Source organism: uncultured Azohydromonas sp., from assembly GCF_937926365.1.
Taxonomy (GTDB): domain Bacteria; phylum Pseudomonadota; class Gammaproteobacteria; order Burkholderiales; family Burkholderiaceae_C; genus Azohydromonas.
Window position 1 is genome coordinate 1 of record NZ_CALAOH010000197.1, and the last position, 10,828, is coordinate 10,828.

General features: G+C 71.5%; 11 protein-coding genes and 1 pseudogene. 6 read left to right on the forward strand and 6 right to left on the reverse strand.

Annotation, left to right across the window (positions count from 1 at the left end; translation table 11 throughout):
* Positions 1 to 900 (forward strand): annotated as a pseudogene (locus Q0741_RS20975) (hypothetical protein); the annotation flags it as partial.
* A gap of 91 nt (positions 901 to 991) precedes the next feature.
* Here the strand turns inward: Q0741_RS20975 and Q0741_RS20980 are convergent.
* Positions 992 to 1,663 (reverse strand): arylesterase, encoded by a 672-nt coding sequence (locus Q0741_RS20980; protein ID WP_298235137.1) that lies wholly within the window; start codon positions 1,661 to 1,663, stop codon positions 992 to 994.
* Between Q0741_RS20980 and Q0741_RS20985 the strand changes: the two genes are divergently transcribed.
* Positions 1,662 to 2,342 carry an ABC transporter ATP-binding protein gene (locus Q0741_RS20985; RefSeq protein WP_298235138.1) on the forward strand — a complete coding sequence of 227 codons (681 nt, stop codon included), beginning with the start codon at positions 1,662 to 1,664 and terminating at the stop codon, positions 2,340 to 2,342. The two genes, Q0741_RS20980 and Q0741_RS20985, sit on opposite strands and share 2 nt — an antisense overlap.
* A 210-nt stretch (positions 2,343 to 2,552) precedes the next feature.
* Here Q0741_RS20985 and Q0741_RS20990 read toward each other — a convergent pair whose 3' ends face one another.
* The 4 genes from Q0741_RS20990 to msrB are packed head-to-tail and all read right to left on the reverse strand — an operon-like array spanning position 2,553 to position 4,800.
* Entirely contained in the window at positions 2,553 to 3,368 is an 816-nt protein-coding gene (locus tag Q0741_RS20990) for a peptidylprolyl isomerase (RefSeq protein ID WP_298235139.1), read from the reverse strand.
* 58 nt (positions 3,369 to 3,426) lie between these two features.
* On the reverse strand, positions 3,427 to 3,696 hold the full coding sequence (locus tag Q0741_RS20995) for a BolA family transcriptional regulator (protein ID WP_043461747.1): 270 nt from the start codon (positions 3,694 to 3,696) through the stop codon (positions 3,427 to 3,429).
* 4 nt (positions 3,697 to 3,700) lie between these two features.
* Positions 3,701 to 4,357 (reverse strand): septation protein A, encoded by a 657-nt coding sequence (locus Q0741_RS21000; protein WP_298235140.1) that lies wholly within the window; start codon positions 4,355 to 4,357, stop codon positions 3,701 to 3,703.
* Complete coding sequence (gene msrB, locus Q0741_RS21005) at positions 4,354 to 4,800, reverse strand: peptide-methionine (R)-S-oxide reductase MsrB (RefSeq protein ID WP_298235141.1); 447 nt, start codon at positions 4,798 to 4,800, stop codon at positions 4,354 to 4,356. The genes Q0741_RS21000 and msrB overlap by 4 nt, the downstream gene beginning before the upstream one ends.
* Before the next feature lie 312 nt (positions 4,801 to 5,112).
* On the opposite strand from msrB, the gene Q0741_RS21010 reads away from it, so the two are divergent.
* The 4 genes from Q0741_RS21010 to Q0741_RS21025 are packed head-to-tail and all read left to right on the forward strand — an operon-like array spanning position 5,113 to position 10,364.
* A complete protein-coding gene (locus Q0741_RS21010; RefSeq protein ID WP_298235142.1) occupies positions 5,113 to 6,762 on the forward strand; it encodes a 3-(methylthio)propionyl-CoA ligase in 1,650 nt (549 codons plus the stop codon).
* A gap of 56 nt (positions 6,763 to 6,818) precedes the next feature.
* A complete protein-coding gene (locus tag Q0741_RS21015) occupies positions 6,819 to 7,334 on the forward strand; it encodes a PaaI family thioesterase (RefSeq protein WP_298235143.1) in 516 nt (171 codons plus the stop codon).
* Between the two features lie 42 nt (positions 7,335 to 7,376).
* Positions 7,377 to 9,023 (forward strand): isovaleryl-CoA dehydrogenase, encoded by a 1,647-nt coding sequence (locus tag Q0741_RS21020; protein WP_298235144.1) that lies wholly within the window; start codon positions 7,377 to 7,379, stop codon positions 9,021 to 9,023.
* Positions 9,024 to 9,059: 36 nt separating this feature from the next.
* Positions 9,060 to 10,364 (forward strand): TIGR03862 family flavoprotein, encoded by a 1,305-nt coding sequence (locus Q0741_RS21025; protein ID WP_298235145.1) that lies wholly within the window; start codon positions 9,060 to 9,062, stop codon positions 10,362 to 10,364.
* Positions 10,365 to 10,507: 143 nt separating this feature from the next.
* Here Q0741_RS21025 and Q0741_RS21030 read toward each other — a convergent pair.
* Positions 10,508 to 10,828 (reverse strand): hypothetical protein (locus Q0741_RS21030; protein WP_298235146.1); only part of this gene is annotated, 321 nt, incomplete at its 5' end.

Genomic DNA, 10,828 nt, shown 5'->3' on the forward strand with positions numbered 1-10,828 from the left:
ATCGGGCGCATGCCGCCCGCCGCAGGCGCCGCGCCGCCGCCCGGCGCGGTGGCGCAGCCGGTTCAGCCGCACGGCGTGTGGACGCCACCGCAGGGCGGCATGCCGGACCGGCGTTTCGACAACGTGCCGAGGCCGCCCCACCAGGCGGCCATGGAGCCCGGCGAGGGCCGCCGCCCCTGGCCGGGCACGGGGGACGAGCGTCCGCGTCCACCGTCGGCACAGGCGCCTGGGACGATGGCCCCGCCGGGTGTCGTGCAGCCGCGGCCGCGCGATGACGTGCCGGGGCGGCCGGACATCGCCAATCGCGGGCCGCGCGAACGCATCGGTGGTCCGAACGCGGAGCCGCTGCGGCGCGATGACGTACCGGGGCGGCCGGACATTGCCAACCGGGGACCGCGCGAGCGCATCGGCGGTGGGAACGCGGAGCCGCTGCAGCGGGCGCCGGGTTTCCAGGCTGGTACTCCCGGGCCGAACCGGTTGCCGCGCGCCGACCGCGACCAGGTGGTGCGGCCCGATCAGGGCGGGCAGGGCGGGCGCCGGGATTGGGAGCATGCCCGGCCGGTGCCACCGACGCTGCCTGGGCAGCGCGTGATGCCCGCGCCGGCGGCACCGCCGGCCATCGCCGCGCCGCGGCCGGTGCAGATCGCACCGCCCCAGGTGCCGCAGCCGCCCGCGCGCGTGATGCCCGCGCCTGGCATGGGGCAGCCCGGTGGGGCGGAGCGTCCCTGGGCCGGGCAGGGCGGCGGCCGGCCTGGAGGCTGGCAGGGTGGTGGTGGCGGCGATCGGCCTGGCGGTTGGCAAGGCCGTGGCGGTGAGCGGCCCGGCATGGGCCAGGGCGGTGGCGACGGTCCCGGCGGGGGTGGCCGTGGTGGCGGCGGAGGGCCGCGGGAGCGGATGTGAGGGCGCGGGTCTGGTGCTGTCCGAGGGGCGGTTGCTGAACGCAGGCCGCGAGCCGTTCAGGCCCGCTGTCTAGTCCGTTCAGGACTCACCCTCACCGCAGCAGCGGCTTGAGCACCGGCCAGACGTTGTCCAGCATCAGCGGTTGCGCTTCCTCGCGCGGGTGGATGCGGTCGGCCTGGAACAGCGCGGTGGGGTCGGCCACGTCGGCGACGTTGCGCAGGAGGAAGGGCACCAGCGCGGCATCCGCCTCCTCGGCCACGCGGGCGTAGAGCTGCGCGAAGTCCTGGCCGTAGCGGCGGCCGTAGTTGGGCGGCAGTTGCATGCCCGCGAGCACCACGCGCGCGCCGGCGGCGCGGGCGGCGCGGGCCATCTCGCGCAGGTTGCCCTCGGTCTGCGCCAGGGGCTGGCCGCGCAGCGCGTCGTTGGCGCCGAGTTCCAGGATCACGTGCGTGGGCTGGTGCTGCTTGAGCAGCGCGGGCAGCCGGCTGCGCCCGCCGGCGGTGGTGTCGCCGCTGACGCTGGCGTTGACCACGCGCGCGGCCAGCTTCTCGCGCTCCAGCCGCTGCTGCAGCAGCGCCACCCAGCCGCTGCCGCGCTTGAGGCCATACTCGGCCGAGAGGCTGTCGCCCACCACCAGGATCACGGCCGGTGCCTTCGCAACCGTTGTCCCCGGCAACCAGGCGGCCAGCGCCAGCAGGCTACATTGGGCCAGCCAGCGGCGACGGCCGCCGGCGGCCTGCTTGTCTTCAAACTCCGTCTTCATGAAGCCACCGATCATCGAGGTCCAGCACATCCACAAGCGCGTGAGCGACGCCACGGGGGAGCTGACCATTCTCCATGACATCGATTTCCGCCTTCAGCCGCGGGAGTCTGCCGCCATCGTCGGCGCCTCGGGCTCGGGCAAGAGCACGCTGCTGTCCATCATCGCCGGGCTGGACACCCCCACGCAGGGCACGGTCAGGCTCGCCGGGGAAGACCTGTTCGCGCTGGACGAGGACGCGCGCGCGGCGGTGCGCGCACGGCAGCTGGGCTTCGTGTTCCAGAACTTCCAGCTGCTGTCCAACCTCACGGCGCTGGAGAACGTGATGCTGCCCCTGGAGCTGCTGGGCCGCGACGACGCGCGCGAGCAGGCCGCGCGCATGCTGCAGCGCGTGGGCCTGGCGCAGCGCCTGGGCCACTACCCGCGCGTGCTCTCGGGCGGCGAGCAGCAGCGCGTGGCGCTGGCGCGCGCCTTCGTGCTGCGCCCGGCGCTGCTGCTGGCCGACGAGCCCACGGGCAGCCTGGACCACGCCACCGGCGAGACGGTGATGGAGCTGATGTTCGAGCTCAACCAAGAGGCCGGCACCACGCTGCTGCTGGTCACGCACGACGCTCAAGTGGCCGCGCGCTGCCAGCGCCAGCTCGAAATCCAGGCCGGGCGCCTGGTGAACGGCGCGGATTGATTCCACACATTGCCCGTGAAAAGGACCCCGTTCGCCCTGAGGTATCGAAGGGTGAACGGCCCCAGCCGTAACGCCACCATCCGAGCCTGGCGGTTTCGGCCTTCGATACCTCAGTCCGAACGGGTCATTTCATGAGCAAGGAAAAAGCGAAGTCCACGCCATGAAAAAGGCGCCCCGCGGGGCGCCTTTTCGCTTCGGGTGCTCGCCGGCTTACTGCTGCGAGAACTTGAAGTCTGTCTTGGCCTTGTTGCGCAGCTCTTCCTGGAAGCTCTGCAGCTTCATCTGCGACAGGCGCTGCTGGATCTGCGGCTTGACCTCGTCGAAGGCCGGGAAGGCGGCCTCGCGCGTGTCCTCCAGCTTGATCACGTGGTAGCCGAACTGCGTCTTGACCGGCTCCTCGGTGATCTGGCCCTTTTGCAGCTTGCTCATGGCCTGGCCGAACTCGGGCACGTAGGCATCGGGCTTGGCGAAGTCCAGGTCGCCGCCGTTCTCGGCCGAGCCCGGGTCCTTGGACATCTTCTTGGCCAGGTCCTCGAACTTCGCGCCGGCCTTGAGCTGGGCGATGGCGGCCTTGGCGTCCTCTTCCTTCTCCACCAGGATGTGGCGGGCGCGGTACTCGGTGCCGCTGGCCTGGGCCTTGAACTTGTCGTACTCGGCCTGCGCCTCGGCGTCGGTGACGGGGTTCTTCTTCTGGAAGTCGGCGAAGAGCTCGCGGATCAGCACCGTCTGGCGCGCGAGTTCCATCTGGTTGCGGAAGTCAGCCGAGGCGTTGAGGCCGCGCTTCTCGGCCTCCTGCATGAAGATCTCGCGCAGCACCACCTCTTCCTTGACCTTCTGCTCCAGGTCCGGCGTGCGCTGCTGCTGGCCGCCGCGCAGGGCCTGCTGCATCAGCGTTTCCACGCGCGCCTTGGGCACCGCCTTGCCGTTGACGATGGCAACGTTCTGCGCCTGGGCCGCCAGCGGGCTCAGCAGCGCGATGGAGGCGGACAGCAGCGCCGCGCGCAGCGCGGTGGAGGTGGTTTTCATGGGAGTCCTTTCAGGAAAGCCGGGTCGTCTCGAAAGCCGGCCTCGCGATAGTTGTCAGTCAGTCTGATTCGGCGGGGCTGCGCGCCTGGATAGCCAGGGCATGGATGCCCGCGGGGATGAGAGAGGCGAGGGCATCATACACAAGGCGATGCCGCGCCACGGGGCGCAGCCCGGCGAAGCGCTCGCTGGTGATGCGCACGGTGTAGTGGCTGCCTTCGCCCGCGCCGGCATGCCCGGCGTGGTGGTGGCTGTCGTCAACGACTTCCAGTTGCTGCGGCGCCAGCGCCTGGCGCAGCGCGGTCTCGATGTCCTGGGCGGTCACGGGCATGTCTTCAGGCTCCGGGGCGGGCTTTGTCCTTGGAAGCGGCGGCGGGCTCGTCGGGCAGGTAGCGGCTCAGGTACAGGCCCTGCGCCAGCGTGAACAGCAGCATCAGCCCGATGCCGCCGAAGAGCTTGAAGTTGACCCAGGCATCGGTCGAGAAGCTGTAGGCCACCCAGAGGTTGAGCAGGCCCATCACGCCGAAGAAGCCCACCCACGCGCCGTTGAGCCGCTGCCACACCGCGTCGGGCAGCTGCAGCTGCTCGCCCAGCAGCAGCCGCAGCAGGTTCTTGCGGAAAAGCAGTTGCGACAGCCACAAGCTCATGCCCATCACCCAGTACAGCACGCTGGGCTTCCACTTGATGAAGGTCTCGCTGTGGAACCAGATCGTGGCCCCGCCCAGCACCACCACCAGCGCCAGGCTGACCCACAGCATCAGGTCCACCTTGCGCCCGCGCGCCACGGTCCACGCCACCTGCGCCAGCGTGGCCAGGATCACCACCACCGTGGCCAGCAGCACCGGCGCCTCCTGCGTGCCCACGCTGCCGCCCATCACCAGGAAGCCGAAGTGCTCGGTGGCGAAGGCCGCGGCCTGGTCCGGGTGCGCGCCGGTGTACTTGAAGGTGCCGAAGAAGAGGAGGATCGGCAGGAAGTCCAGCAGCAGCTTCATTCTTTGGAGTCCTGCTCCTGGCGCGGCTCGAAGTCGATGGCCGCAGAGTTGATGCAATAGCGCTCGCCGGTGGGCGCCGGACCGTCGGGGAAGACATGGCCCAGGTGCGTGCCGCAGCGCTTGCAGCGCACCTCCACGCGCACCATGCCGTGGCTGCGGTCCTCCACGCGCTCGATGATCTCGCCCTCGATGGGCTGGAAGTAGCTCGGCCAGCCGCAGCCGGCGTCGAACTTGGTGCGGGCATCGAACAGTGGCGCGCCGCAGCCCACGCAACGGTAGATGCCGTCCTCGAAATGGTCCCAGTACTTGCCGCTGAAGGGGCGCTCGGTGGCGGCGTGGCGCGCCACCTGGTATTGCATGGGGTCGAGCTTGGCGCGCCACTCGGCGTCGCTGTGCCGAACCGGGTAGCGCGGATCGTCGTGCGGATGCGGGTTGTGCTTCATCGGGAATCTCCGCGGAACCTCTGGCCTCAGGAAGCGAGGCCGCCAAGAGCAGCGGTCAAGAGGAGCAGGATACTTCCATCCAGACACCCCCCGGCCCCGGCCCAGACCGCCGGGCCGTGTCGAATGCCCGGGACGAGCCCGCTCGATGCTCCTCCTGTCCGTCCGCACCACGGGTGCGCGTCGGCCTCTGGCGCGAGTGTAGTGAGGCGCTTTTGCAAGACCCGGCATCAGGGGTTAACCGGCTCCCACCACCCGTATCCGGCCGGGAAGATGGCGCAAGCCCTGAGCCACCCCTGCCGGAGACAAAGCCCCATGAACAGCCCCCTGTACGGCCGGATGATGCAGATGCCGCTGCTCATCTCCTCGTTGCTCACGCACGCGGCGCGCCACGCCGCCGATACCGAGATCGTCAGCCGCCGCGTGGAGGGCGACATCCATCGCAGCAACTGGGCGCGGGTCGAGCAGCGCGCCCGGCGCCTGGCGCAGGCGCTGCGGCGCCTGGGCTGCGAGAGCGGCGATCGCGTCGGCACCCTGGCCTGGAATACCGACCGGCACCTGGAGATCTACTACGCCACCTCCGGCTCGCAGCTGGTGTGCCACACCATCAACCCGCGCCTGTTTCCGCAGCAGATCGCCTGGATTGCCAACGACGCGGCCGACGAGGTGCTCTGTTTCGACCTGAACCTGCTGCCACTGGTCGAGCAACTCGCGCCGCAGCTGCCGCAGGTGCGGCACTTCGTGCTCATGACCGACCGCGCCCACATGCCGACCCAGAGCGCGCTGCCCGGGCTGCTGTGCTACGAGGAACTGCTCGCGGCCGAGGACGGGCACTACGCCTGGCCGGTCTTCGACGAGCAGTGCGCCTCCAGCCTTTGCTACACCTCGGGCACCACCGGGCACCCCAAGGGCGCGCTCTACAGCCACCGCTCCACGGTGCTGCACGCCTACGCCGCGGCGCTGCCCGACGCCATGGCCTGCAGCGCCAGCGACGTGGTGCTGCCCGCGGTGCCGATGTTCCACGTCAACGCCTGGGGCCTGCCCTACACGGCGGCGCTGGTGGGCTGCAAGCTGGTGCTGCCCGGGCCGAAGCTCGACGGCGCCTCGCTGTACGAGCTGTTCGAGAGCGAGAAGGTGACCTTCAGCGCCGGCGTGCCAACGCTGTGGATGGGGCTGATGGAGCACGTGCGCAGCCAGTCGCTGGAGTTCTCCACCTTCCGCCGCACCGTCATCGGCGGCTCGGCCTGCCCGCCGGCGCTCATGCGCGCGCTGGAGGAATACGGCGTGCACGTGATCCACGCCTGGGGCATGACGGAGATGTCGCCGCTGGGCTCGCTGGCGCGGCTGCAGCCCAAGCACGCGGCGCTGCCGGCGGCCGAGAAGCACCGGCTGCTGGAGAAGCAGGGCAAGGCCATATACGGCGTGGACATCGACGTGGTCAACGACGCCCACGAGCCGCTGCCCTGGGACGGCGAGCACGCGGGGCACCTGGTGGCGCGCGGGCCCTGGGTGATCGAGCGCTACTGGAACGAGGACGACTCGCCGCTGGTGGACGTGAAGGGCCGCGGCGCCTGGTTCCCCACCGGCGACGTCGCCACCATGGACCCCGACGGCTTCATGCAGATCACCGACCGCAGCAAGGACGTGATCAAGAGCGGGGGCGAGTGGATCAGCTCCATCGAGCTGGAGTGCATCGCGATGGCGCACCCGGCCGTGAAGGAGGCGGCCGTGGTGGCCGCCACCCACCCGACCTGGGACGAGCGCCCGCTGCTGCTGGTGCAGCTCAAGGCCGGCGCCAGCGTCACGCGCGAGGCGCTGCTGAGCTTCTACAAGGGCCGCATCGCCCACTGGCAGACGCCGGACGACGTGGTGTTCGTCGACGAGCTGCCGCACACCGCCACGGGCAAGCTCAGCAAGCTGACGCTGCGGGCGAAGTACAAGGACTGGCTGGTGCGCAAGGGCTAAGCCGCCTCCCCGGCGACGCTCCGGGCGGCGCTGCCGGCTGTTGTCCAATCGGCGCCATGAATGACGACGCACCTTCCACCGGCCCCGACGCGCCGCGCGCCGCCGGCACCCCGCTGCCTTTTCCCATCCACATCCCCTTCGTCGAGGAGCTGGGCCTGGAGCTGCATGCCTTCGGTGCCGGGGAGGCGGAGATCCAGGTCGATCTGGCCACCGCGCACCTGAACTCCTTCGCCGTCGCCCACGGCGGCGTGTTGATGACGATGCTGGACGTGGCCATGGCGCACGCCGCGCGCAGCGTGGACGTGCAGCCTGGCACCGACCCGCGCGAGGCCAAGGGCGTGCCGGGCGTGGTGACCATCGAGATGAAGACCAGCTTCATGCGTCCCGGCCAGGGCCGGCTGCGCGCCACGGCGCAGCTGCTGCACCGCAGCTCCACCATGGCGTTCTGCGAGGGCTCGGTCTTCGACGCCAAGGGCCAGCGCTGCGCCCACGCCACCGCCACGTTCAAGTACATGCGCCTGCTGCCGGCGGGGCGGCAGCTGAAAACCTTGCGCGGGCCCGAGCCGACCTAGCATCCTGCTCCCTTCGGGCACGGACGCCCCAGGGGAGCCGCCATGACGCAACCGCAGTGCACCCACGAGGTCTTCAACCAGAGCAGCGAATTCACAAACGTGGACCTGTTCGCCGGCCACCGGCCGCTGCAGGAGGCGCTGCGCACGCTGGCGCCGGAGCTGGACCTGGCGCCGCTGCACGCCCTGGGCCGCGAGCTGGGCAGCGCGGAGGTGCAGGCGCAGGCGCGGCTGGCCAACCGCTATCCGCCGCGGCTGCGCTCGTACGACCGCGGCGGGCGGCGTATCGACGAGGTGGAGTTTCATCCGGCTTACCACGCGTTGATGTCCTGCGCCGCGGCGCACGGGCTGCAGGCCGCGCCCTGGGACCGGCCGGCGGGGGCGCACGTTGCCCGCGCCGCCGGCTTCCTGCTCTTCAACGGGACGGAGGCGGGGGTGATGTGCCCGGTTTCCATGAGCTACGCCGTCACGCCGGCGCTGCGCGCCAATGCCGCCCTCTACGCCGAGTGGGGCCCGGGTTTGACGGCGCCGGTGTACGACCCCCGTCCGCTGCCCGGACCGCGGAAGAACGGGCTGACCATGGGCATGGGCATGACGGAGAAGCAGGGCGGCTCGGACCTGCGCGCCAACACCAGCCGCGCCGAGTTCGACCAGGACACGCCCTGGGGCCGCTGCTTCCGGCTCACCGGCCACAAGTGGTTCTTCTCCGCGCCCATGAGCGACGCGCACCTGATGCTGGCGCAGACCGCCGCCGGCCCCACCTGCTTCTTCGTGCCGCGCCTGCTGCCCGATGGCACGCGCAACGCGCTGCGCATCCAGCGCCTGAAGGACAAGCTGGGCAACCATGCCAATGCCAGCAGCGAGATTGAATTCGACGGCGCCGCCGGCTGGCTCGTGGGCGAGGAGGGGCGCGGCATCGCGCAGATCCTGGAGATGGGCACGCTCACCCGGCTGGACTGCGCGCTGGGCAGCGCCGGGCTGATGCGCCAGGCGCTGGCGCTGGCGCTGCACCACTGCGCGCAGCGCAGTGCCTTCGGCAAGAAACTCATCGAGCAGCCGCTGATGCGCAACGTGCTGGCCGACCTGGCGCTGGAAGTGGAGGGCGCCACGGCGCTGGTGATGCGCCTGGCCCGCGCCGTGGACCATGGCGAGCACGCGGGCGACGCGCGCGAGGCGGTCTTGCGGCGGCTGCTCACGCCGATCGCGAAATTCTGGGTTTGCAAGCGCGGCAGCCATTTCGCGCAGGAGGCCATGGAGTGCCTGGGCGGCAACGGCTACGTCGAGGACGACGGCCACGGGCCCATGGCACGGCTCTACCGAGAGATGCCGCTGAACTCCATCTGGGAGGGCGCGGGCAACGTGATGGCGCTGGACCTGCTGCGCGCGCTGCGCAGCCCGGGCGTGGCGGAGGTGCTGCGCGACGAACTGGAGTGCCTGCGCGGCGCGCACCGCGGCGCCGAGAGGCTGGCCGCCGGTTTACCTGAGCGGCTGGCGGCGCCGCAGGAGTCGCAGGCGCGGCGGCTGGCGCGCGACGTCGCGCTGCTGCTGCAGGCGGCGCTGCTGCGCCGGCAGGCGCCGGAAGCCGTATTCAGCGCCTTCTGCGCCACCCGCATCGACGCCGGCGCGGACGTGTTCGGGCAGTTGCCCGAGGGCTGCGACGTGGAGCTGCTGCTGGCGCGGGCGACGCCCTGAGGGGCGGCGAGGGGGCGTGGCACACTGCGCCGCCTCATGAGTACCCCCCCTGATTCACCGGTGGCCGTGGTCGGCGCCGGCCCCGCCGGCCTGATGGCGGCCGAGCGCCTGGCGCAGGCCGGGCTGCGTGTGGAGGTCTTCGATGCCATGCCCTCCGTCGGCCGCAAGTTCCTGCTGGCCGGCAAGGGCGGGATGAACCTCACGCATTCCGAACCCTTTGACCGTTTCGTGCAGCGCTACGGCGCGCGGCGCCCCGAGATCGAGCCGCTGCTGCGCCGTTTCGACGCCGGCGCGCTGCGTGCCTGGGCCGCGGGGCTGGGCGTTGAAACCTTCGTCGGCAGCTCCGGACGCGTCTTCCCGACCGACATGAAGGCCGCGCCGCTGCTGCGCGCTTGGCTGCAGCGGCTGCGGGGCCTGGGCGTCACTTTCCATATGCGGCACCGCTGGGTGGGCTGGGCCGAGGCGCCGGCTGAACCCACGTCGTCGCCGCCGCCGATGGTGTTCGAGACGCCGCAGGGTCCGCTGACGCTGCGGGCCCGCGCCGTGGTGCTGGCGCTGGGCGGCGCGAGCTGGCCGCGGCTGGGTTCCACTGGCGCCTGGGTGCCGCTGTTGGCGCAGCAGGGCGTGGACGTGGTGCCGCTGCAGCCCGCCAACTGCGGTTTCGAGGTGGGCCGCGTGGGCGAGGACGGCAGCGTGCAGCCCGGCTGGAGCGAGTTCCTGCGCAGTCGCTTCGCCGGTGCGCCGCTGAAGACGGTGGCGCTGCGCTTCGAGGACGGCGATGCGGGCTTCGAGCAGCGCGGCGAGTTCGTGCTCACCGAGCACGGTGTCGAGGGCAGCCTGATATACGCCGCGTCGTCGTTGTTGCGCGAAGCCATCCGCCGACATGGCCGGGCCGTGCCGACGCTGGACCTGCTGCCCGATCGCAGCGCGGAGCTCGTCGCCGCCGAAGTGGCGCGTCCGCGCGGGGCGCGCTCGCTGTCCACGCACCTGAAGAGCCGCCTGCACCTGGACGGCGCCAAGGCGGCGCTGCTGCACGAGCTGCTGCCGCGCGCGCTGTTCGCGCCGAGCGCGGACCCGGCGCCGCTGGCGGCGGCGATCAAGGCGCTGCCGCTGCCGCTGCTGCGGCCAAGGCCGATCGAGGAGGCTATCAGCACCGCCGGCGGCGTGCGCTTCGAGGCACTGGAGCAGCGCACGCAGGCGCTGCGCGCGCTGCCCGGCGTGTGGTGCGCGGGCGAGATGCTGGACTGGGAGGCGCCCACCGGCGGCTACCTGCTCACCGCCTGCTTCGCCAGCGGCTGCGCGGTGGCGGAAGGGCTGATCCACGCGCTGCGGGGCGGCTGAGCCCGTCTCCTGACGGGATCCAATTCACCTCGTCACACCCGCGGAGGCGGGTGTCCACGAACACCGGGCGGCATCCCGGTCAGCGTGGATGCCCGCCTTCGCGGGCATGACGAGGCTCTATTGGCCGTTACGGCGGACCCTGGTCACAGCGAGGCCGAAACCCCGCGCTGCTGCGTGCTGAAACGGCGCTTGACCGGGGTGTTGGCGCTTTCGCGCAGGGTCACTGTCCTGGCGGCGGTGCGGCCCTCATAGGGGGCAGGCTCGGCCATCAGGTAGGCCACCGACACCTTGGTGCGCTCGGGCGTCAGCACCGCGGGAACCACCGGGATGGCCAGGGCCGCGGTCGCCAGCACCTGGGCCAGAGCCCGCTGCGGGCGCAGCGCCGGTGCCTGCAGCAGCGAGGCCACGAAGCCGCGCAGCGGCCGGCCCGCGCCGGCGGACACCGCCGCGGGGCGCTTGCGCGC

Coding starts and splice junctions, on each gene's coding strand:
- Q0741_RS20985 (WP_298235138.1), top strand. CDS start 1,662: ATGAAGCCACCGATCATCGAGGTCCAGCACATCCACAAGCGCGTGAGC.
- Q0741_RS20980 (WP_298235137.1), bottom strand. CDS start 1,663: ATGAAGACGGAGTTTGAAGACAAGCAGGCCGCCGGCGGCCGTCGCCGC.
- Q0741_RS20990 (WP_298235139.1), bottom strand. CDS start 3,368: ATGAAAACCACCTCCACCGCGCTGCGCGCGGCGCTGCTGTCCGCCTCC.
- Q0741_RS20995 (WP_043461747.1), bottom strand. CDS start 3,696: ATGCCCGTGACCGCCCAGGACATCGAGACCGCGCTGCGCCAGGCGCTG.
- Q0741_RS21000 (WP_298235140.1), bottom strand. CDS start 4,357: ATGAAGCTGCTGCTGGACTTCCTGCCGATCCTCCTCTTCTTCGGCACC.
- msrB (WP_298235141.1), bottom strand. CDS start 4,800: ATGAAGCACAACCCGCATCCGCACGACGATCCGCGCTACCCGGTTCGG.
- Q0741_RS21010 (WP_298235142.1), top strand. CDS start 5,113: ATGAACAGCCCCCTGTACGGCCGGATGATGCAGATGCCGCTGCTCATC.
- Q0741_RS21015 (WP_298235143.1), top strand. CDS start 6,819: ATGAATGACGACGCACCTTCCACCGGCCCCGACGCGCCGCGCGCCGCC.
- Q0741_RS21020 (WP_298235144.1), top strand. CDS start 7,377: ATGACGCAACCGCAGTGCACCCACGAGGTCTTCAACCAGAGCAGCGAA.
- Q0741_RS21025 (WP_298235145.1), top strand. CDS start 9,060: ATGAGTACCCCCCCTGATTCACCGGTGGCCGTGGTCGGCGCCGGCCCC.